The organism is Maricaulis sp. (assembly GCF_017643475.1).
GTDB lineage: Bacteria > Pseudomonadota > Alphaproteobacteria > Caulobacterales > Maricaulaceae > Maricaulis.
On sequence record NZ_JAEPNI010000001.1, the window covers coordinates 20354 to 42938 of the forward strand.

Annotated in this window: 21 protein-coding genes and 1 pseudogene; 6 read left to right on the forward strand and 16 right to left on the reverse strand. The window is 59.2% G+C overall.

The window, feature by feature from the left end; translation table 11 throughout:
* Positions 1-34 precede the first annotated feature (34 nt).
* The 16 genes from JJ889_RS00085 to JJ889_RS00160 all read right to left on the reverse strand — a co-directional run bounded on the left by JJ889_RS00085 (position 35) and on the right by JJ889_RS00160 (position 15471).
* Positions 35-712, reverse strand: a complete 678-nt coding sequence (locus tag JJ889_RS00085) for an ATP-binding protein (protein WP_291890714.1) — start codon at positions 710-712, stop codon at positions 35-37.
* Positions 713-883: 171 nt separating this feature from the next.
* The gene (locus JJ889_RS00090) at positions 884-2083 is read right to left on the reverse strand and encodes a PP2C family protein-serine/threonine phosphatase (protein ID WP_291890715.1); all 1200 of its coding nucleotides are present in this window, start codon (positions 2081-2083) and stop codon (positions 884-886) included.
* 12 nt (positions 2084-2095) lie between these two features.
* Positions 2096-2398 carry an STAS domain-containing protein gene (locus JJ889_RS00095; protein ID WP_291890716.1) on the reverse strand — a complete coding sequence of 101 codons (303 nt, stop codon included), beginning with the start codon at positions 2396-2398 and terminating at the stop codon, positions 2096-2098.
* A gap of 9 nt (positions 2399-2407) precedes the next feature.
* Complete coding sequence (locus tag JJ889_RS00100; protein ID WP_291890717.1) at positions 2408-3460, reverse strand: methyl-accepting chemotaxis protein; 1053 nt, start codon at positions 3458-3460, stop codon at positions 2408-2410.
* A 42-nt stretch (positions 3461-3502) separates the two neighbouring features.
* Complete coding sequence (locus JJ889_RS00105) at positions 3503-4558, reverse strand: chemotaxis response regulator protein-glutamate methylesterase (RefSeq protein WP_291890718.1); 1056 nt, start codon at positions 4556-4558, stop codon at positions 3503-3505.
* 8 nt (positions 4559-4566) lie between these two features.
* Entirely contained in the window at positions 4567-5190 is a 624-nt protein-coding gene (locus tag JJ889_RS00110) for a chemotaxis protein CheD (protein WP_291890719.1), read from the reverse strand.
* Positions 5183-6064, reverse strand: a complete 882-nt coding sequence (locus JJ889_RS00115) for a protein-glutamate O-methyltransferase CheR (protein ID WP_291890720.1) — start codon at positions 6062-6064, stop codon at positions 5183-5185. The genes JJ889_RS00110 and JJ889_RS00115 overlap by 8 nt, the downstream gene beginning before the upstream one ends.
* A 30-nt stretch (positions 6065-6094) precedes the next feature.
* On the reverse strand, positions 6095-9001 hold the full coding sequence (locus JJ889_RS00120; protein WP_291890721.1) for a methyl-accepting chemotaxis protein: 2907 nt from the start codon (positions 8999-9001) through the stop codon (positions 6095-6097).
* 23 nt (positions 9002-9024) lie between these two features.
* Positions 9025-9552, reverse strand: a complete 528-nt coding sequence (locus JJ889_RS00125; RefSeq protein ID WP_291890722.1) for a chemotaxis protein CheW — start codon at positions 9550-9552, stop codon at positions 9025-9027.
* A complete protein-coding gene (locus JJ889_RS00130; RefSeq protein WP_291890723.1) occupies positions 9549-11618 on the reverse strand; it encodes a chemotaxis protein CheA in 2070 nt (689 codons plus the stop codon). Before JJ889_RS00130 ends, JJ889_RS00125 begins: the two co-directional genes overlap by 4 nt.
* A 21-nt stretch (positions 11619-11639) precedes the next feature.
* On the reverse strand, positions 11640-12005 hold the full coding sequence (locus JJ889_RS00135) for a response regulator (protein WP_291890724.1): 366 nt from the start codon (positions 12003-12005) through the stop codon (positions 11640-11642).
* The gene (locus tag JJ889_RS00140) at positions 11998-12297 is read right to left on the reverse strand and encodes an STAS domain-containing protein (protein ID WP_291890725.1); all 300 of its coding nucleotides are present in this window, start codon (positions 12295-12297) and stop codon (positions 11998-12000) included. Before JJ889_RS00140 ends, JJ889_RS00135 begins: the two co-directional genes overlap by 8 nt.
* The gene (locus JJ889_RS00145; RefSeq protein WP_291890726.1) at positions 12297-12626 is read right to left on the reverse strand and encodes an Hpt domain-containing protein; all 330 of its coding nucleotides are present in this window, start codon (positions 12624-12626) and stop codon (positions 12297-12299) included. Before JJ889_RS00145 ends, JJ889_RS00140 begins: the two co-directional genes overlap by 1 nt.
* A gap of 337 nt (positions 12627-12963) precedes the next feature.
* Complete coding sequence (locus JJ889_RS00150) at positions 12964-14007, reverse strand: LacI family DNA-binding transcriptional regulator (RefSeq protein ID WP_291890727.1); 1044 nt, start codon at positions 14005-14007, stop codon at positions 12964-12966.
* Between the two features lie 82 nt (positions 14008-14089).
* Positions 14090-14743 carry a ChrR family anti-sigma-E factor gene (locus tag JJ889_RS00155; RefSeq protein ID WP_291890728.1) on the reverse strand — a complete coding sequence of 218 codons (654 nt, stop codon included), beginning with the start codon at positions 14741-14743 and terminating at the stop codon, positions 14090-14092.
* Positions 14740-15471 carry a sigma-70 family RNA polymerase sigma factor gene (locus JJ889_RS00160; protein WP_291890729.1) on the reverse strand — a complete coding sequence of 244 codons (732 nt, stop codon included), beginning with the start codon at positions 15469-15471 and terminating at the stop codon, positions 14740-14742. Before JJ889_RS00160 ends, JJ889_RS00155 begins: the two co-directional genes overlap by 4 nt.
* A gap of 25 nt (positions 15472-15496) precedes the next feature.
* On the opposite strand from JJ889_RS00160, the gene JJ889_RS00165 reads away from it, so the two are divergent.
* From JJ889_RS00165 to hemN, 6 genes and pseudogenes are all read left to right on the forward strand, one after another.
* Entirely contained in the window at positions 15497-16855 is a 1359-nt protein-coding gene (locus tag JJ889_RS00165; RefSeq protein ID WP_291890730.1) for an FAD-dependent oxidoreductase, read from the forward strand.
* Positions 16852-17625, forward strand: coding sequence for a DUF1365 domain-containing protein (locus JJ889_RS00170; RefSeq protein WP_291890731.1), 774 nt, complete (start codon positions 16852-16854; stop codon positions 17623-17625). Before JJ889_RS00165 ends, JJ889_RS00170 begins: the two co-directional genes overlap by 4 nt.
* On the forward strand, positions 17625-18857 hold the full coding sequence (locus JJ889_RS00175; protein ID WP_291890732.1) for a cyclopropane-fatty-acyl-phospholipid synthase family protein: 1233 nt from the start codon (positions 17625-17627) through the stop codon (positions 18855-18857). Before JJ889_RS00170 ends, JJ889_RS00175 begins: the two co-directional genes overlap by 1 nt.
* A 120-nt stretch (positions 18858-18977) precedes the next feature.
* Complete coding sequence (locus tag JJ889_RS00180) at positions 18978-21122, forward strand: EAL domain-containing protein (protein ID WP_291890733.1); 2145 nt, start codon at positions 18978-18980, stop codon at positions 21120-21122.
* Between the two features lie 102 nt (positions 21123-21224).
* Positions 21225-21410 (forward strand): hypothetical protein, encoded by a 186-nt coding sequence (locus tag JJ889_RS00185; RefSeq protein WP_291890734.1) that lies wholly within the window; start codon positions 21225-21227, stop codon positions 21408-21410.
* Positions 21411-21422: 12 nt separating this feature from the next.
* Positions 21423-22541 (forward strand): annotated as a pseudogene (gene hemN, locus JJ889_RS00190) (oxygen-independent coproporphyrinogen III oxidase); the annotation flags it as partial.
* Positions 22542-22585 lie beyond the last annotated feature (44 nt).

The window sequence follows — 22585 nt, forward strand, 5'->3', positions numbered from 1 at the left end:
GGAGCCGGAAATCCAGTGAACTATCAGAGACGACCTAGTCGCTCTGCAGCAAGATGGTTGCTTCAACCAGGTTGCCCCGACCCAGATAGGTCAGACTGGAAAAGGAAAGGTCGCGGGCCATGGCGATACCGCGGCCGCGATAGCCTTCGGTTGGAACATCGCTGTCGACATAATTGTCGTATTCGAAGCCCTCGCCATCATCCTGGATGGTGATCGAGATCATGCGCTCACCGCGCTGGAAGTTCACCAGGACGACACGCCCCGCATATTCCGCGCTGTTGAGGCGACGCTCTACCTCGTCACGCCACTTGCCGTCGATCAGCAGCTCCTGCTTCTCCTGGGCTGTGATTTCCAGGTTGCCGTGCTCGACGGCATTGATCAGCAATTCCTGAAGGCCGATCGCAACCAGGTCCGAATTCGGACAGGCAAGGGCGAGCATCGTTGCCAGATTACGTGCCTCATCCAGCGAGGAGAGCACAAACTGACCATGATTGATGGTGCCGACCGCGGATTGGCGGCTGGCAACATCACGACGCAGGCTGGCGACTTGCGAGCGAAACTCCGATGCCGCCGAATAGACCGAACTGAGCACCTGGGCGTCGACATCCACCGGAAGGACAAAATCGGCTCGTCCTGGCGAGGCATCGACCGAAATCAAGATGGTTTGTACGATCGCGTCTGTCTGCGCGCGCGGCAACGAGAATATCCGCATGGGCGTCGTCAACAATGACGATACCGACGTTCGAGAAATCCGGCGCCTCGTCGTGGGCAATGGCGTGGCCCAGCTCGTCGCCAAGCACGTCCGGGATCAGGCGGGAAAGGCGCGGATCCTTGAATCGGACCCAGACCTTGCCGTCGCTGGCGCTGGCCGGGAGTTCAGCAATCACGCCTTCACCTCCAACCGCAATATGGTGAGGTCGTCCGGCATGCTCTCCGGGAAACATCCGAAAATGCTGCGCACCAGGGCATCGGCGAAACCGGCCTTGTTGCGGTTAGCAAGCCCTGAACGAATGTGCTCAACCAGATCCGCGACCTCAAGCGACTGGGTCGGATCATCGAAGTCCTCATACAGTGCATCGCTGTAGAGGCAGAGCTGGTCACCCGGCTGCATCTGCAGGCGGTGATTGCTGTACTCCGAGCTGGGCAGGCAGCCCATGATCACACCGCTACCGTCGAGCTGGATTGCCTCGGCACCGCGTATCAAGACCGGTGTCGGCGCGCCCGCGCCTGCATAGGTGAGCGTTCGGTCACGGCGGTCATAGATGCCATAGAAACCCGTCGAGAAATGCTGGACCGGAAGCATGCGGTACAGATCGGCAGAGACCTGTGCCAGCCATCTCGCCGGGTCACTGCGCAACTCTTTGTGGGAATTGACCAGCATGTGCAGGCGAAACGCGTTGATCGCTGCGGACACACCGTGCCCGGACAGGTCGAACATCAACAGGCCGAAACGGTCTTCATCGACTTCGAAGGCTTCCCACAGGTCACCGCCAAGTTTGTGCGAAGCGCGATAGAAGGCCTCGACCTCCGCGCCCTTGGGTTGAGCCAGTCCCTCCAGCTCTTCCGGTGATTTGAGCAGCGACATCTGCATGGCTTCCGCCGTGTGCAGCTCCTCCTCCATCCGGTTTTGATAGCGCTGCAGGCGGTCGATCATACGGCGACGCTCGATATGCAGACGCAGGCGCGAGACAAGTTCAGCTGCATTGATCGGCTTGGAAACGAGATCGCTGGCACCTTCGTCAAAGGCCCGGACCCGTTGATTGCCTTCCTGCACGCCGGACTGAATCAGGATCGGCACATCGCTTTTAAGCGTATTGCGAATCTCGTGACAGACCTCGAACCCGTCCATGCGCGGCATGACAATGTCGAGCACGACAACATCCGGCTCGTTCTTTCTGAACCTTTCGAGCGCATCCAGACCATCGACCGCGTAGTCAAGATTAGAGAAACCCGCAGCCTTGAGCACGCTTCCGATGAGCATGCGAGATGATCTCAAATCATCAACAATCAGGACACGAGCATCGTTCGCCTCAATCGTCGCAGACGCAATCTCGGTGTCGACCGGCTTCGGTTTCGCACTCATAGCAGACCCTTATCAGGTGATGGGGATAATCTGATCGACCTTGGACAACTCGATCACCTTCGCCACGTGACCATTGACTCCGGTCAGAGACATTTTCTTGGATTCTTTCATGGCTCTGTCATTGGCCAGAAGGAGCATGCCGATGCCCGCGGAGTCGATCATCTTGGTCTGGCCGAGATCGAGTGTGACCTGGGTCTCATCACCCGAAGCGATCAGCTTGACGATGGACTTGAAACGCTCGTGATCATCAAAAGTCAGAACGCCGGAAATACGCACGTGCAGCCTTTCTCCGGAGTGGTCAGCGGTGTATTCCATTCTTCTCCCCTAGAATAGTTCAATATCAAGATCGCCACCGCCGGACGGCGAGGAGGAAGGCCTTGCTTCCTCTACTCCGAAGCGTTGACCGAATTCACGGCGCACATCCGATAGCGTTATGGAATCGAGGATGTTCTTCTTGAGCGTATCACATCCGCTCTCATCGGAAACGAGATCAGGATGGTCGTCGAGGAAATGGGCAACGGCATCGAGGGCCTTCACGATCGCGTCGGTGCGCTGTTTCATACGATCCTGAAACTGCATGGCCATGACGACTTCACGGATCTCATCGGAAATGCGCCGCGCGGTATCCGTCGAATGCCCGAGCACGCCGTGGATCTCGTCATTACGCGCCACCAGCGCGTTGAGCAGGATCTCCAGGTGCTCCTTGGCATCGATCTGCTGGGTCAGGTCCATCGCGCCGATTTCGCTGAGCTCTTCATACTCTGTACGGATCGAGGAGATGACCTCCTTGATCGATCGCGTGACGATGGCCGTACTACCCCGCATCTTTTCCGAAAGCGCATCAATACGCCTAGACAATGTGTGCATTTCCGTCGAAACGACCTGGAAACCGGCCCCGGCGTCACCAGCCCGGCCCGCTTCGATCTGGGCGTTCAGCGAGAGCAGGCGGGTCTGGCGATTGATGGCCTCGATCTCGGTGATACAGCTCTGTAGTTCGTCGATTTCCTCAAGGATTGCGTCGAGGGAATAGATCAGCGACACGCCCTGTTTGGACAGGACGAGAATACGCTCGGTGACCTCTTCCAGCGATTCCTCGAGAATGCGCGGCAGAGCGACAAGATCCACCTCACCGCCATCGTACTCGACCGACGATATCTGCTCGACCAGCTCCGAGAGACGGTCAGTTTGCTCGTTGGACGCATCGGTCAGGCTGGTGAAAAGCGCACTCAGGCGATGGGCCTGGGCTTGCACGTCGGTGGTTGTTTCATTCAATACAAGATTGGCAGACTCAATCGTGCCCAGCAGAAGACGCGCGACCGGGGTTTTGGGCTCCCGGGCATCCTCTGGGCCTGAATCAAAGTTTACAACCTGTCCCATAACGTGAACTCGTCCTGCTGGGTGCGCCCAAATCGCACCAGGTTAAATACGCAATACGTCGCCACCCTCGGATACGATCCGCAGTATGGCTGATGGAATCTTATCTTCCGGTAACTGCCGCTCGACTGCACCCACATCGAAGGCCGCTTTCGGCATGCCGTAGACGAGGCTCGACGCCTCGTCCTGGCCCAGCGTGTGACATCCCGCGTCGCGCATCGTCTTGAGCCCGTTCGCACCGTCCTTGCCCATGCCGGTCAGGATGACCCCGATCGCCTGCGCCCCACAGGCCCGGGCAACGGAATTGAAAAGCACATCCACAGACGGTTTGTGACCACTGACCGGCGCCTCATCAGTCAGCTGGCAAACATAGTCAGCGCCGGAGCGACGCACTTCCAGATGCCGGTCGCCCGGTGCGATCCACACCGAACCCGGGCGAATGCGCCGTCCCTGGTCCGCTTCCGCCACATTGACGGCGCAGGACTTGTTGATGCGCTCGGCGAATTGCTTGGTAAAGGCGGCGGGCATGTGCTGGGCGATAACAATGCCCGGCGCGTTCGGCGGCATGGCGCGCAGGATCCGGCCGAGCGTTTCCACCCCCCCCGTCGAGGCTCCCATGGCGACAATTGCCTCGGTCGTGTCGAACTGGACCGGAGCGGCAGCCTTCACCTCAACCTTACGGGTGTGCGCGCGAACCCTGGAGACGGCCGCTGCGCGCACCTTGTCGATCAGCTCGTCCGCCAGCAGCGGCATGTTCTTTTCCAGGTCAATTGTCGGCTTGCCGATGAAATCGATCGCACCCAGCTCCAGCGCCTTGAGCGTGATATCGGCGCCCTTCTGGGTCAGCGAGGAGACCATAACCACGGGCGTGGGCCGCAAGGTCATGATCTTGTTGAGGAAGGAAATGCCATCCATTTTCGGCATCTCGACATCCAGCGTGATGACGTCCGGATTGAGCTCCTTGATCATCTCGCGCGCGGCGAACGGGTTCGACGCTGCACCAACCACCTCGATGTGAGGCGAGCGTTGGAGCATTGACGGGATAAGCATCCGCATCAGAGCACTGTCGTCGACCACCAATGTCCGTATCTTGCGCGCCATCAAATCCCCTAGAACAGCTCGATATCGGTTTGCTTCTTGCGAAGCGGCGGAGCTTTGTGCATCGAGGATTCCACCTCAGTGACCTCGCCCAGGGCAGAGGAGTTGAGGAATTTCCGCCAGACCTTGCCACTTTCCGGGTCGAACATGATGCGGCGACCGCGGTCCCCGCCGAGATCCCAGGCGATCACGTTCAGACCTTCGGCCTCGGCATATCTGCGTGCGAAATCAGCGTTTTGGTCGCCTACGCCGCGCATTCGCTGAATGACATTTCCGCCGCCGAAGAACTTCACCTGGAGACGACGCTTGTCAGCACCAGCCTTGAGCAAAGTGTTGACCAGGCTTTCCATGGCGTGGTTGCCGTAGCGCATGGCCAGGCTGGCCCCGCCCCACACACCGGCATCATCATGCGGCAACATGAAATGGTTCATCCCGCCCAGTCCCATGACCGGATCCCAGATGCAGGCCGAGACACAGGAGCCCAGGACCGTTGAAATCAGCTCGCTGCCATCAGCACCTTCGGTCACGTGGTACCCGCCCGGCAGGACCTTTACGACCCATTTGTCGGCAGATTTGTCGTGATAGCGCGTGGAGCCAGGGACATCGCTCTTGCGGGCAGCGCTGCTTCTAGACATCGTGAGCGCCTCCGCGGAAGGCGTAGATCGTTCGGCCGACCGGCGTCATGTCGACCTTGCCCCCCAGAAGACTCTCGGAATGGCCAAGGAACAAACAGGCATCGGGCTTGAGCATGCTCACGAAACGCTCGATCAGGCGCTGTTTGGCCGGGCCATCAAAATAGATGGTGACGTTGCGACAGAAAATCGCGTCAAACTTGTTCTTGATCGGCCAGGAGGCGTGCAGGTTCAACCGATTGAAAACCAGCCGCGACTTCAGGGCCTGGGACATCACGAACCTGTCCACACCTTCGCGGCGATCGCGTTCGCAATAGGACCGATACCCCTTGGGAATGCCGCTGATGGCCGAGGAGGGATAGCTGCCCTCACGACAATGCTGGAGCACATTTGTGTCGATATCGGTGGCGAGGATCTTCCACTTCCAGCCCGGATCGCCCTTCAGCGCGGCGTCCAGGGTCATGGCCAGTGTATAGGGCTCTTCGCCGGTCGAGCTGCCTGCTGACCAGACCTTCAGGGTCTTGTCGCCGGTTTTGGCGGCCCGTGTCTTCCAGTGTGGAACCAGAACATCCTTGATGTAGTCGAAATGATGCGGTTCGCGGAAGAAGTTGGTGTGATTGGTGGTCAGCGCATTGATCAGGTGATTGCGCTCACTATCCCCGTCGGGCCCGCCCAGGCGGGCCAGGTAGGCCGTGAAATCGGCCAGCCCCAGCTGACGCAGCCGACGGGCGAGACGCGAGTAGACAAGCTCCTTCTTGTGATCACCGATCACAATGCCCGCATGGTCATAAATTGCATTTGCGATAATCCGAAAATCGGCATCTCGCATGGCAAATTCACGTTCACCGGCGGATCGTCTGGAGGCTGTTGGTGCCATTCTTGTCTACTCGCTCAGGACCGCCTTCGCCTAGAATTCAGACCAGTCGTCCTCGTCGTCCACGACACTCTCGGCAAGCGCTGCCTGCAGGCCACGCGCTCCCGCGCCACCCCCTGCGACCACTTGCGGACGGGCGACTGGAGCCGCATGAGCTTCGTATCCGCCCGTATTCTGGCCGGCATTGAAGAAGCTCATGCGCTGGCGCATGCGGCTTGCCTGGTCATTCATCGTCTTGGCTGCAGCAGCATTCTCTTCCACCAGGGCAGAGTTCTGCTGGGTCATCTCGTCCATCTGCGTGACAGCCGTGTTGATTTCGTCAGCACCGGTGGCCTGCTCACGGGATGCGGCAGAGATCTCGGCGACGATATCCGCCACCTTCTTGATGCTGTCGACAATCTCGGTGAGCGCTTCGCCGGTCTCGTTGACCAGCTCGACACCACCCTGGACCTGTTCGGTCGAGTCGACGATGAGATCCTTGATGTCCTTGGCAGCTTGCGCGGAGCGCTGGGCGAGGGAGCGGACTTCCGACGCCACGACCGCGAAACCACGTCCGGCATCGCCAGCCCGGGCCGCCTCGACCGCTGCGTTCAGGGCCAGGAGGTTGGTCTGGAAGGCAATCTCGTCGATGACACCGATAATGTCGGAGATACGGCGCGAGGAGTCCTCGATCTTGCCCATCGCATCAACAGCGTTGGAGACGACATTGCCACCCTTCTCGGCACTGTCACGCGCGGTGATGGCAAGCTGGCTGGCCTGTGTGGAGTTATCGGCATTCTGCTTGATGGTTGAAGCCATTTCTTCCATCGAGGCAGCGGTCTCTTCCAGATTGGCTGCCTGCTGTTCAGTGCGTTGGGACAGATCGGAAGCACCCGTGGAGATCTGCTCGGCGCCGGAGGAGACTTCCTCGGATGCCATGGAAATCGCCTTGACGGTTTCCTGCAGGGTTGACGCCATGGAATTGGCATTTTCCTTCAGCTCGCCATAGACGCCCTGATAATCCTGGTTGATCCGCTGGGTCAGATCGCCCTGTGAAAGCGACCCCAGCATGGTACCGAATGACTGGAGTACCCCGTCCACTGTCGAGGACAAGCTGTTGACGCCTTCGGACAGGGCGCGCAGGAAGCCCTCCTTGCCCTCCAGCGGCAATGTCTTGGTGAAATCGCCCGCCGAAACAGCAGACACCACTTCAGCGATCTCGGCTTCGACAGCTTTCTCGGCAGTCTCATCTCTCCATTCAACAACGGTTCCCGCGCGCTGTCCGTCGTCATCCATGACCGGGCTTGCGATCAGGTGGAAGCTGCGGCCACCGACCTTGATATCCGTCTCATAAGCGCTGGTAAGGCGCGCCAGCATTCCACGCTGGTGAGCCGGGTTCTTGTGGAAGACATCGATATTCTGACCAAGCAGGTTATTGCTGTCGAAATTCGGCAGATCCTTGCGCAAGTCACTCTCGGCGGCCTTCATCATCTCGCGCTGGGACTCATTCATATAGACGATGTTGAGGTCAGCATCGGCGACCATGACGTTCGTCGTTGTCGTGTCCAGAGCGGCCTTGATGCGGGCATTCTCAGCGGCTTCCTCGGCAGCCGCTTTTTCCGCAGCAACACGCTCGGTGCGGTCATCCCACTCGACAACGATCCCCTGACGATTCCCGTCCGCATCCATCACCGGCGTAGCGATCAGACCAAAAATTCGGCCGGCCACTGTGATTTCAGTGTGATGAGGCGCCGTTAGACGCTCGAGCATCTGGCGCTGGTGGGCGGGGTTCTTGTGGAAGACATCGATATTCTTGCCGACCAGCTCGTCTGCATTGAAATTGCGAAGCTCGGTCCGAAGCGCATCCTCATTGGACTTCATCATCTCATGCTGGGAGTGGTTCATGTAGACGATGTTGAAATCGGCATCGGCGACCATGACATTGGTCGTCGTGCTGTCGAGGGCGGAGCGAATTCGAACAGCCTCCTGCATGCGCTCTGACGCCGTCAGATCCGTCGCGTATTTCACGACCTTGTATGGCTTGCCATCGGCGTTGAAGATCGGGTTGTAGGACGCCTGGATGACAATGCGCTTGCCGCCACGGCCAACACGTTCGTATTCACCGCTGTCAAACTCGCCACGGCCGAGCTTGGCCCAGAATTCCTTGTATTCGTGGCTCCCGGCGTATTCAGAGTCCACAAACATGGAATGGTGACGCCCGCGGATTTCCTCAACGGAATAACCAACAGTCGAGCAGAAGTTTTCATTGGCCGTGATAATCGTGCCATCGAGATTGAACTCGATCACCGCCTGCGACTTGCCGATCGCCTCGATCTGGCTGGTCATATCCGCATTGCGCAGTTTCTGTTCGGTGATGTCGGTCGCGAACTTCACGACCTTGTACGGACGCCCCGTCTCATCGAAGACCGGATTGTAGGAGGCCTGGATCCAGATCTCGCGACCACCCTTGGCGAAGCGCTTGAACTCACCGGCTTCGAACTCGCCACGACGCAGCTTGTCCCAGAGGGACCTGTATTCCGGACTGGCGGCGTACTCGGGCTCGGCGAACATGGAATGATGCCTGCCCTGGATCTCTCCCAGCGCGTAACCCATGGCACCGCAGAAGGCGTCATTGGCGGTGATGATCGTGCCGTCGAGCTCGAACTCGATAACGGCCTGGACGCGGTCGAGCGCGTCGAGCTTGGCCGTGAGTTCGGTGTTGGACGTGCCACCGGCACCTGTTGAGGCATCTCCACGGAAATAGTTGTGGGCGCCGAAAATGGCGGCCAGTGGCAGACCGGCCAGCAGCGCGGTGATCGGGCCTGCACCTGCGGCGGTCCACGCGACCGCGCCGAAGGCTGCAGCGGCTCCGGCAAAGATGGCGGCGGAGGTCAGCAGTTGAGTGCGGCGACCAGCGTCGCCGGAGGAACGGCTATTCGGATTGTTGTAAGCATAAGTCATGGCAGTGACTCCTCTGGTCGCTTTCACTGAACGGGGGTGTCTTCGGATTGGGATTGGTCAAGGATTTCGGAGCCCAGCAGGCGCTCGAGGTCCAGCATCGCGACCATCTGGTCTTCATCGGTCAGGAAACCGGAGAAGACACGCGCATCTTCCTTGGAGTTGGTTTCCGGAACCGGTTGTATCTTGTCGTCGGATACGTCGAGAATGTCTGAAACCGCATCGACCAACAGTCCCACCTGCCGGTCCATAACCGCCACGATCACGATGACGTGGCGTTGGGTGGTTTCGGTCAACCCCCCTCCCAGTCGGCACTGGAGATCAATGATCGGCAGTACCGCACCGCGTAGGTTAAGCACTCCGCGGACGTGCTCGGGCTGGTTCGGAAGGCTGGTAACCTCCGTCCATCCCTTGATTTCCCTGACAGACATGATGTCCACCGCGTATTGCTCAGAACCTGCGGCGAAACTCACATACTGTTTCTGGCCCGGCGCGGCTTCCCGACCGTTTGCTATGGCCTCGGCTGTTGCCAGCACGGCTTCCTCAGCTGTCATGCGCTTTGCCCTCCCGAGGCGACGCGATTGGTATCAGTGGGTGTGTTGCTCGGCTGGCCGCCATCAGTGCGCGGCACATCCATGGCCGCGAGACCGTCGATATCGAGGATCAGACGCACCCGGCCATCGCCCAGGATGGCGGTTCCGGCGACACCGGAAATGCTGCGGTAATTGGCTTCCAGGCTCTTGATGACGACCTGTTGCTGTCCCAGCAGCTCGTCAACGATAAGGCCGATCCGACGGCCAAATTCGGTTTCCACGATAACCGCCAGCTTGCGCAGCGGTTCCGGTTGGCCGGAACGGTCAATACTCATGGCCGCACAGACATCGATCAGGCGGATGGTTTCGCCGCGGATCGACATCACCGTGCCACCGTCAGGCAGCTGACGCACAGAACTCGGATCCGGCAGTACTGTCTCGACAATGGTGGAAAGCGGGACGACGAAACGCTCGCCGGCAACGGAAATCAGCATGCCGTCCAGAACAGCCAGGGTCAGCGGCAGTGCCAGGGTGAAGGTCGAACCCTTGCCCTCTTCCGACTCCACGGTCACACGACCGCCCAGCTTCTGGATATTGCGGCGCACGACATCCATGCCCACACCACGCCCGGAAACATCGGAGATCGCCGCAGCCGTGGAGAAACCCGGCATGAAGATCAATGCCTCGATCTCCTCCTTGGAAAGCTCGGCATCCTCGTCGATCAAACCGTTGTCGATCGCTTTCTGGCGTACTCGTTTGAGGCTCAGACCACGGCCGTCATCGGCAACACGGATCAGGATGCGGCCATTGCGGTGCTCGGCGGAAATCTTGACGATCCCCTGCTCATCCTTGCCTGTTTCAGCACGTTCCTCGCGTGTTTCGAGGCCATGATCCATGCAATTGCGGATCATGTGGGTAAGCGGATCGCTGAGCTCCTCGATAATCGTCTTGTCGACCTCGGTCGCTTCACCCTCGAGTTCCAGGCGAACATTCTTGTCCAGCTTCTTGGAGAGGTCGCGCACGACGCGCGGAAAACGGGAGAAAAGCGCCTTGAGTGGCTGCATCCGCACCGCCATCACACCTTCCTGTAGCTGGCGCGTCCGCATGGTCAGGTCTTCCAACGCCTGGAGCTGTTTGACGTGACGGATATCGACAAGCTCAGAGAGGCTGTCGAGGGCCATGGCCTGGGCGATGACCAGCTCGCCAACCATGTCGACCAAGCGGTCGATGCGCTCCAGCTCAACCCGAATGGACGTGCTCTGGGCGGCTGCAGCGATCGCCTTGGAATCTGTGGACGCCGCAGTGGCTGCCCCCGCCATCGGCTCGTCGGCAGCATCCGGCGCTTCCGGCAAATCAGCAGCAACCCGCTCGGAGGCGCATTCGATCTCGTTGATCTCGAGATCACAATCACCATCTACGAACTCGAAAACTTCCTCGACACTCTCGCGGGAGATGTCGTCACCGCGGATCTCGATGTCCCAGCTCAGATACCCTTCCAGCGGATCGAGCTTGACCAGGTCAGGCAAGGCCTCGGAGCTGGTCGAGATCGACATGACACCCAGACTCTTCAACGCATGCAGGAGGAGTTGCGGTTCGTTGGCCGTCTCGTACATCGCCCGATGCGGACGGAATTTGATCGTGAACCCGGCACCGGACGGAGCGGCTGCATTCACGTCGGCTCCAGCATTGGCGTTGGACTGAGGAGCGCCCGTCTTGTTGCGGAGAATCTCGAGGATCTCATCCTCGATACCGGCCTGCGCTTCCATGCCGGCGCGTGCGGCGGCGACGAGATCCTGGAGGATGTCACCAGCCTGGATGACGAGATCCGGGTCCCCTTCGACCAGCTGGAGCTTGCCCCCCCGGACCAGATCCATGAAGTTCTCGAATTCGTGGCAATAGGTCGCCAGCCGCTGGAATTTGAAAGCACCGGCGCCAGCCTTGATGGAGTGAACGGTCCGGAAAATGTCGTCGAGAACCTCGGCGTCATTCGGCCCGGCGACCAATGTCACGGCAACTTCCTCGAAGCGCTGCAGCAGCTCTTCACATTCCTCGAAGAAAGTTTGCTTGAATTGTTCGAGCTCGTTCACTCGTCTTCTCCAGTCTTCAGACTATCGGCAGACCCGGCGGACAACATTCACCAACTGGTCGGGGTCGAAAGGCTTGACGATCCAGCCCGTAGCGCCAGCGGCCTTGCCGGCTTCCTTCTTGGTCTGGTCCGCCTCGGTGGTGAGGATGAGGATCGGTGTGGCACGGAATTTGGGGTTCTCGCGGAGCTTGCCGACCAGGGTGATGCCGTCCATGCGGGGCATATTCACGTCCGAGATCACCAGGTCGTAATCGCCGGTCGTGGAAACCTCCATCGCCTCGACACCATCTTCGGCCTCGACAACTTCGAACCCTTCTCGTTTCAACGTGAAAGCGACCATGTCGCGCATGGTCTTGGAATCATCGACGGCTAGTACACGTTTACTCATTGCTTCCCCTCCAGGTGGCTAGTTCATTCTCGAGGCCCATCAGCTCCATGGCTTCGCGAATGGCGGCACTCGGGTCGTTCAGCGTGAAAGCGCGTTTGCGCGCGGCCTGATCCCGCGCAGCGCTCATAAGGATTTGAATGGCAGGTGTGTCGATCAGGCCAACATCAGAGCCTTTGACAACAAGGTCGGCATCACTGCCGCGATATTCCAGAAGCTCGGTCAAAAGCGCCTCGGCCGCCGGAACGTCCAGGCGCGCGGGCAATTCAATCGTATTGGCGGGCACGTCGCTCATCAGGCTGCAGCCTCCAGATGATCAACGGCGGCGGCGAAGACAGCGCCCAGCTCGTCAGCCTGCGAAGCATCGCCGGCTTCGAGTGCCGCTGCGAGCGCGCCCAGCTGTTTCAGCCCGATATTGACCGCAGCGCCCTTGAGCGCGTGCGCTGTCTGGCGGGCAGCCTCGCTGTCCTGGTTGCCGTGGGCTTCGGAATAGGCACCATAGAGCGAACGAAGATCATCGATGAACTGCTGTTTCATCGCAGAGAACGCTTCCTTGCCAACGGCCGCAATCAGGGTGTTGATCACTTCCGGGTCCATTTCAGGAGCGTTGCGCCAGTCGGACATGGGGGCCTCTTAAGAATCGTGACAACTAGAAACACACGTTGTGCGTGTCATGAGCAGATCGCACACATCATGGTTAATTTAGTCGATTCTTCTAACCAAACCCTAATATGACCGGTCAAACACCCCTACCACCGAAATCGGCTATTATTCAAGAATTACAACAGCTTAGGCAGCATTTTGGCGTAATAGAAATATTCCGGAACCCGTTAACACCCATCATAAATGCTTGTTTTTTCGCGAAAAAGTTGTGCTGGACAACCAATCGGCTCCGAGCCCGCATAAAGCTATTCGCTAATAATATATTACGACCCGGGTCTTGCCGCCCTCGACTCGCGCCCTAAGCGGCGGGCGGAGCTGTCGACCCACGAACTATAAGCTCGCAAGGAATAAGGCGAATTTCCACATCCGAGTCTTCGCCACCCCGTTCCAGAGCGCGGGTCAGAATGTCCACCGAAGCAGCAGACATTTCGGCGATTGGCTGGCGCACCGTGGTGAGCTGGGGCCACAGCGTAGTCGCGGTCTGCGTGTCGTCGAAACCGGTCACGGACAGCTGGCCGGGCACATCCAATCCGAGCTTGTTCGCCACCGCCACTACAGCAGCGGCCATGTCGTCATTGCTGGCGAAAACAGCACTTGGGCGATCATCCCCTCGCAGCATGTTCTCTGCCGCCACCAATCCGGATCTATAAGTATAGCGGCCCGGCTGGATCCATTCATCACGCAGGGCAATCCCGGCCTTCTCCAGCGCCGCCCGGAAACCGGCCTCGCGCTGGCGGCTGGAGCCGTGTTCCGTATCGCCCTGAATGAAACCGATCCGCGTATGCCCCAGTTCCAGCAGATATTGGGTCATGCGTTCGGCCGCCTCACGATCGTCCGTTATGACGCTGGGCTGGGCATCGCGGTCCTGTTCCGGAGCGATCCTCACATAGGGTACGCCCATCTCTTCCAGGGCATTGCGGACTGACGGAAAATCACACACCGGCGGCGGCAGGATCACGCCGTCGAAATTGGATGTACGCAGAACCATCTCCACGGCATTGGCCCAATGGGAATCGGTGGATCCGCTATCCTCGATCGCCAGATGGTACCCAGCCTGGCGGCAACGGTTCATCATCCCCACCAGCAGCTCGCTGACATAACCGGGATTGGGGTTGTTATAGAGAAGACCGAGAAAAAAGCTGCGCGCCTTGGCCAGGCTGCGGGCCGAAATATTTGGCCGGTAGTCCAGTTCCTTCATCGCCTCGAGCACGCGTTCGCGTGTCTCGTCCCGGACGCGGGATTCGCCGTTGAGGACCCGTGAGACAGTCATGGCCGAAACGCCTGCGCGCTCGGCCACATCCTTGATCGTTGCACCGCTTTGCTTGTTGGCCCTCGTTCGCAAACCCGTCACCTCGAATGCTATCGCTAACGCTCGATAGCACAGGCCTCGGCAAGTTTCGAGAAAACTGCAGCAAAGAAGTTGATCAAAGTCCGGTAAAGACCTGGAAAAGCTTCAGGATCGGGTTGTCGTAGCGCAGCTTGCCACGGGTCAGGGCCAGACAGATGCATTCACCGCCGTCATCGATGCGGATATCGTGCGCGGCCGCCTCATCAGCATATTCAACATCACCGGGGCAGAATTGCTGCTCGCCATCCCAGAAACTGCCCTTGAGCACCAGTGTCAGCTCGGATCCATTATGGCCGTGTTGCGGAATGGCGACACCAGGCTGCGCCTTGAGCAGCCACAGCTTCTCGCCATCCGGACCCGTCCACAACATCGCCTTGTTCAGGCCCGGACCGAGGAATTCCCAGCGGATCGTCTTGTGGATACGCTGTAGGAAGTCGCCGAGCGCCTGGGGCACATACGCCTCATGACGGGTAACGTCCCCAACCTCGAGCGGCGCCAGCGCGCCTTCGGCAGCCAGCAGATCATCAGCGGTGAACGGAAGCGGCTCGTTCTCCGGCGCCATCATCAGCAATGCCGCGCCAATCTTTTCCAGCTCTTCCACACGGCCACGCGCCTCATCCGACAGCTCCACATGAGCCGCCATCAGCACGTCCTCGCCTTCGCTTTTTAGTGTGCCGGCTGCGTAGTCCATGTACCACGCATCGTCCAGCATCTCTCCGCGCCGGGTCATTCCACTTCTCCAAGTGCTCCGCGAAGCCTTTGCATCGCGAGCCGTATTCTCGACTTTACAGTTCCAAGGGGTAACGACAGCCGCTCCGCGACGTCGCTGTGGGAGAGGCCCTCGGTGAAGGCCAGCTCCAGCACCATACGTTGTTCGTCCGGAAGCACTGACAAGGCCTCGCTGACAGTTTTCACATCCTGACTGCGCGACAACAGCTCGTCGGGCTGTTGTTCACCCACCGGCTGGAAGTGCGGATCATGCTCGTCCAGCTTCTTCGCACGCGCTTGTTTGCGGAAGTGATCAATGTGCAGATTGCGAGCGATGGTGAAAATCCAGGTTGAGGCCGCCGCCTTGCTTGGGTCGAATTTCTCCGCCCGGCGCCAAACGGCCAGCATCGCTTCCTGGGTGACATCATCAGCCAGCGCTGTCGATACATTACGCCGCCGCAGAAAGGCTTTCACCTTGGGCGCGAAATGATCAAAGATCGTCGTGAAGGCCTCACGGTCCCGACGATGCGCGATCCTCTGGATAAGCTGAGCCAATTCGGTATTCGTCAATCGAGCACTCGACGCAGCGACCGGGCCGGTCGCTCCCCCCTGCTGTCTATGGATCCCCAGGCCATGACCGCCTGCATCCTTGGTATCGAGTGCAACGTACATAAGGTTGGATACGCCTCCAAGGCATGATCGGATCACAAGAAATTTCCGGTGATCCAGACTGGCCGCATCGACGTACACCCGTCATTAGGCACGGGGAACGGACATGGACACCAAGACAGGTCGCAAAATCGCGGTAATCGGCTCTGGAATATCCGGCCTCTCCGCGGCTTGGCAGCTCTCCAGAAACCATGAGGTTGACCTGTTTGAAGGTGCCGACCGCTTGGGAGGGCACGCCCATACGCGCACCGTTGATATTGCCGGGCAGAGTGTTGAGGTCGACACCGGTTTCATCGTCTACAACCCGCGCAACTATCCCAATTTTACCGCCCTTCTGAAGCAGCTGAACGTACAGACGGCGGAAAGCGACATGTCCTTCGCCGCGTCACTCGGCAATGGACGTTTCGAATACTCCTCCAACCCCGGAGGCTTGTTCGCTCAGAAGCGTAATTTCCTGCGACCGCGCATGTGGCGCATGCTGTTCGACCTGGTGCGGCTATACCGCCAATCGAAACATTTCGATCTCACTTCGGACGCACGCACCATTGATGAATTCCTGCGCGAGGAAGGCTATTCGGATACGTTCCGTAATGATCACATCCTGCCGATGTGTGCAGCAATCTGGTCCTCGCCTTCAGAACAGATGAAGCATTATCCGGCCAGGACATTTTTCCGCTTCTTCATCAATCACGGTCTTTTGCAGCTGACCGATCGGCCCGCGTGGCGAACAATCCAGGACGGCAGCCAGAATTATGTCAGAGCGCTGCATGCGGATTTCGCGGGCCGGACACATCTCGGCAATGGAATCCGTTCGGTGGAGCGCACGCCTAACGGCGTTCTCGTTCACGACGCGTGCGGAAACAGCAAGCTGTTTGATGAGGTCGTTCTAGCCACTCACAGTGATCAGGCACTGAGCCTGCTGCAAAACCCATCACGTCGCGACGTTGATATCCTGGACCGCATCCGTTACCGGCCCAACACAGCGATCCTGCACACCGACACGCGTCTGATGCCGAGAAAACGCGCAGCCTGGGCGAGCTGGAACTATCTCGAGACCAGTCATGGTCCGTCTGCACGTACCGAGATCAGCCTAACCTACTGGATGAATGCGCTGCAGCCGCTGAAAACCGACACACCCGTACTGGTGACTCTGAACCCCCAGCAGGACATCCGCTCGGACAAGGTCCTGGCGATTGATGAATACGACCACCCGCTCTTCGACAGTGCCGCCATCACGGCTCAGCAGGACCTGCCAGATATCCAGGGCGAGGGCGGTGTCTGGTATGCAGGCGCCTGGATGGGATCCGGTTTCCATGAAGACGGGCTGCAGGCCGGCCTCGCGGTCGCCGAAGCAATAGGCGCGCCTGTGCGCCCCTGGGGCCTTGAGGGCGCGACCAACCGGATTCACTGGGCCGACCATCTGCATCACCGGGCACGCGCTCAACACGTCATGGCCGCCGAATGATACCCCTGCCCGCATCCCTGTGTGACTGCGTCGTCGGCCACACCCGGCACGGACCGAAAGCACATTCGCTGCGGTATTCCATACTCAGTGTCCTTGTCGACATCGATGCCGAGACCGCGCGCGGACGCCGCGGCTGGTTGTGGGCAGTAGACCGACCGGCTCTGATCAGCCTGTGGTCACACGACTATGGGAGCGGTCGCGTTAAGCTGCGCGATTGGGTGGAACAACAGCTGTCAGCTGCCGGCATGGTGCAACCAATCGGCCGGATTGAACTTCTCACCGTACCGCGCATTTTCGGCCTCAAATTCAACCCACTATCGGTTTTCTTCGCCTTTGACACCCGCGAGCGCTTTGTCGGCGTCATTTTCGAGGTTTCCAACTTCCACAGCGGCCGCCAGGCCTATTCCTTCGCCGTAGATCCGAACGCCGGGCCCGACTATCGGTTCAAGTGCGCCAAGGATTTCTTCGTCAGCCCTTTCAACCCTGCGAACAGGGGCGAGTACCACTTCCGGCTTCGCCGCGATGCGACCAGCCTGCGCCTTTGCATTCAGCTCGAGCGCGAAGGCGAAAAAATCCTGTCCGCCGTGCAAACCGCCCGCCTGACCCCGTTTAGCCAGTCTGCTCTAAGGCAGGCCCTCATCTCCCACCCGTTCAACACGATCAAGATCGTGGGCGGCATCCTGATCGAGGCCGCACGCCTCGCAATCAAGGGCCTGCCCGTCTTCGCCCCGCGCCGGGGCACGGTCGACACCCGCCCCAGGAGCGTCTGATGGATTTGTCCCCTTCACGTATCACCGAGCTTTCTCCCGAACACACCGCCAGCTGGCTGGACCGGCAGGCTGCGGGCTGGATCAGCAAGACGCTGTCACGCGCCGGTGCACTCAACCTGCTCGTTGAACTGCCGTCCGGATATCGCTTCATGGCTGCGCGTCATTCCGCAACACCGCTGGTCGAGTGGCGTCTGAACAGCTGGAATGTGCTGGCACGGACGCTCTTTAGCGGCCCACTGGGATTTGCAGAAGGCTATGTAAATGGTGAGTGGGAATCAGATGATCTGGCCGCGCTCCTGACAAGCCTGGCCACGGGGCTGGACGAGATGAACGTCGCCAGTGCCAAAACCGGTCCCAGCCGACTGCTGGCGCGCCTCAAACACTTGCGGAACGCCAATTCCCGCTCTGGAAGCCGGCGCAACATCTCTTTCCACTATGACCTGGGCAACGCCTTCTACGAAAAATGGCTCGACAAGAGCATGACCTATTCCTCGGCCCTGTTCGACAGCCACGAAGAGAGCCTGGAGACCGCGCAGGAGCGCAAATACCGCCGCATCTGTGAACAGCTTCAGCTGAAACCGGGCCAGCACGTGCTGGAAATCGGCTGCGGCTGGGGCGGTTTTGCCGAGATCGCTGCCAGGGATTTCGGCTGCAGGGTCACCGGCGTGACCCTGTCACAGGAACAGCTCGACTTTGCCCGGGCACGGATGCAGCGCCTGGGCCTGGAGGACCAGGTCGAACTCCGCCTGCAGGATTATCGCGATATCCCCGAGCAATACGACGCCATCGCGTCCATCGAAATGTTCGAAGCCGTTGGCGCCGAACACTGGCAGACCTATTTTGCCAAGCTGAAATCCGTCCTGAAACCGGGTGGTCGCGCAGCTCTGCAGGTCATCACAATCCGCGAGCGCGACTTCGACAGCTATCTGAAATCTGTCGATTTTATCCAGAAATACGTATTCCCGGGCGGGATGCTGCCCACCAATCAGCATGTCGTTGAACTGGGCCGTCAGCACGGATTAGCATCGATCAACACCCATCTTTTTGGCAAGGACTACGCCGAGACGCTTCGACGCTGGTGTGAAGTTTACCAAAACGAGTGGGCATGCATCGAGCCGATGGGCTTCGACACACGTTTTGATCGCATCTGGCGTTTCTACCTAGCCTATTGCGAAGCAGGCTTCGAAACCGACCGCATCGACGTTGGACAATTCACTTTTGAAAACAAATAGTTAGTACGCGCATGTAATATTACCGCAGCAAAAGAGATCACTGCACCGCTTAACCATCGCGCTGACGGAGTCTTTACGAGTTTGTGACAGCCTGTGCTTTCGAGAAGTACCGGGAAGACTATGCGAAATCCGTTGGAAAAGCGTCTGGGGCTCTATATCAGCTCCGCTGCTCTGATTTCTTTGATCGCCTCAATCCTCACGATCTATTTCTTTGTCGGTGCATTGAATCGCAATGCGCTGGAAACGGATCAGAGACTACTTTCGGCAGGCGTTCGAGCGGCTTCCATCCAGAATGAAAACTGGGCCACCGACTACGGGTGGTGGGCCGACCTTCTCTATATCTTCCAAGCCGGAGATACAGGGATTCTCGCGGAGAGCATGGCCAGCCCGTTCGAGGATCACGGCTCCTTCGACTTCGTTGTCCTGACTCAGGAGAGCGAAGGGCAAACATACTCCTGGCATCGCGAGACGGGTTCAAAGGTTCGCAGCTCACTGCTGAGTGAGGAAACTCTTTCCCAGGTCCGCGCAGACCTGCTCGAGGCGCAGGCCAATGAACTCTGGCGCGCCACTCACATGGCCGAGCTGAATGGCCATATCTATCTGATGTCTGCGACCGCAATCGGTGAACACGAAGATCGCTCCATTCTGGACATCGCCACCGTACCGCTGATCATCATCGGCACGCGAATGGACAAGTATTTCTTCGATGAGCTTGGCGCGAACTACCTGCTAGAGAACATCGCTTTGACACCGTCGAGCCACCCCTCGGTCACGGGTTCGGTTCCGCTGGCGGACGCCCGGGGACACACAGTCGGCCACCTGGTGTGGAGCCCGTCCCTGCCGGGCATCGAGTCCTTGCGTTTTGCCCTCCTGCCGCTGATCGCCTATGTCGCGCTGTTTCTGGTCGCGTTCCAATTCCTGCGCCTGCACGTTCGCAAGCTCGGCCGTCGCGTCACCAATAATGAACGCCGGGCGCGCCTTGCGGCGCGCCGGGACAGCCTTTCCGGCCTCGCCAATCGCCAGGGCTTTACCGATTTCATCGAAAGTCCCACCGCAGAGGATGCTGCAGCAAGGGGCCAGGCCGCGATCATCTATATCGATCTCAACGGCTTCAAGGCGGTCAATGACAAGGCCGGTCACCATGCCGGTGATGCAGTCATCAGGGCCGTTGCCCAACGCTTCCGCTCGGTCATTCCAGCCGATGTTTTGCTGGCGCGGATCGGCGGGGACGAGTTTGCCTGCGTAATGATTGGTGAAGAGGCGACAAGCGCTGCTCTCAATATCGCCCGTCGCCTTTCTGGCAGTCTTGATCACCCTGTCGAACACGATGGCCGTCTCTACGATATCGGCGGGGCCATCGGCATTAGCTGGTCGACCGAACAAACGCCGAAGAGTTTTGACACCCTGATCGAGGAAGCAGACCTGGCCATGTATCGCGCCAAGGCCGAACAGCTTGACCAGCCGCTGACCTATGACAACAGCCTGGGCCTCGAACATAATCATCGCCGCAATATGGAAGCCGCGATCGAGGAAGGCCTCGCCAACAAGGAGTTCTATGTCGCCTACCAGCCGATCATGGACGCCAACACGGACGAGGTCGTATCCGTCGAAGCGCTGCTGCGCTGGGAAAATGAAGAGCGCGGTGCTGTACCGCCGGATGTCTTCATCCCGGTCGCCGAACGCTCCAAATTGATCCAGAAGCTGGGCGATTTTGTCATCAGCACGGTGTGTGAGGATTTCGACGAAACCACGTCGCACACCATCTCGATCAACCTGTCTCCCGCGCAGCTCAATGCCGCCAATATCTGCCATCACTATGTCGACAAGCTGATGGATGCAGGCCTCAAGCCGAACCAGATCGAGATCGAACTGACAGAGGCCGTTCTGGTCGAGGATTTCGAGCGCGCGCGCGAGCGGCTGGTCTCCTTCTCCGAAGCCGGCTTCAAATTGAATCTGGACGATTTCGGAACCGGTTTCGCCGGCATGGGATATCTGCACCAGATCCCGTTCGACAAGATCAAGATCGACAAGAGTTTCGTCCGCTCGATCGGCAAGGGCGATGGCTCCAACAAAATGCTCCAGGCCATGTCCCTGCTTGGCGATGCGTTGAAAAAGGACCTCGTCGCCGAGGGAGTTGAAACCGAAAGCCAGGCCGCCATGCTCAAGCTTCTCGGCTTCCGCTTCATGCAAGGCTGGAACTTCGGTCGCCCAATGACAATCAGCGCCCTGCGTCAGCATCTGGAAAACCACCGCCGCGCAGCCTGATCCGGTCAGGCGCGGCAAATTGAAGCTGCGCGCAAAGGGCACATTTATATTGGGGTCGAAAAACGAGTAGCGTGCACCTGAACTGCTCAGGAATGCGCCGACATGACCCCTCGTTTTCTGCCAAATTACGCACTCGAAAGCGTGCCTCGCTATACCTCCTACCCGCCTGCCAAAGGCTTTGGCGAAGTGGATGGTGAGCCGCTGTGGGCCAGCTGGATGCAGGCGCTTCCCGCAGCTCCGAAAATCTCGCTCTACCTCCACATCCCCTTTTGCAAGACGATGTGCTAGTATTGCGGCTGCAACACCACCATTCCCAACAAGTCGGAGCGAATCGAACGTTATCTGGACGCACTGAAAGACGAGATACGCCATCGGGCCGCGTCGCTGCCGGCAGATGCACAGATCCACCATATCCATTTCGGAGGCGGTTCACCGGACATGCTGAGCCCGGACCAGTTCAGCGACCTCATGCAGGAAATCCGCGATGCCTTCCCCCTGGCAACCGACGCCGAGATTGCCGCCGAGCTTGACCCGCGCGGGGTAACCCGGGCACTGGCAACGCGATTGGGCGAGCTGGGCTTCAATCGCGCCAGCCTGGGAGTCCAGGACCTATCCGACGAGGTTCAGAAACTCATCCACCGCATCCAGCCGCTGAGTGTTGTCCGCCAGGCCGTTCAGAATTTGCGCGAGGCTGGCATCGCCGCGATCAATACTGACATCATGTATGGCCTGCCTGCCCAGACGGTCGACCGTGTCGAGATGACCGCGCATGCGGTCGCAGAGCTGTCGCCCGACCGCATTGCCGTGTTCGGATATGCGCACGTGCCCTGGTTCAAGAAACACCAGAAAGCCATTCCGGAAGATCGCTTGCCCGGTGCACGGGAGCGCTTCGAACAGATGCTCGCAGCCTCGTCGGTGCTGGAAAGCCATGGCTATCAACCCGTCGGCTTCGACCATTTCGCCAAGCCGTCGGACAGCATGGCTGTCCGCACGCGCGAAGGCCGTCTGTGCCGGAATTTTCAGGGGTATACCGACGACGATTATGACGTACTGATGGGTCTGGGCGCCTCTTCGATCAGCGAAGCGCCCGGCGGTTACCTGCAGAACCAGCCGGACCCCGCCCGCTATGCGGAGACCCGAGAACAGGGACACTCCAGCTTTGTGCGCGGCCTGCAACGTGACGCCGATGATCGCCGGATCGCCGCCCGTATCGAACGATTGATGTGCGATTTCGAACTTCCGCTCGACCCCAGCATCGATCTCGATGCGATCGCCGACATGCAAGCCGATGGTCTGGTCATCGTCGAGGATCAGCGCCTTCTGGTGCCGCAACAGGGTCGTCCCTACGTGCGCAACCTGGCTGCGCGGATCGATCCCAACTTCATCGTGCGGGAGGAACAGCACAGCCGCGCGATCTGATCTGCAGCTGCGTTTTCCATTCCGGCCAATCTGTGCTAATGCCC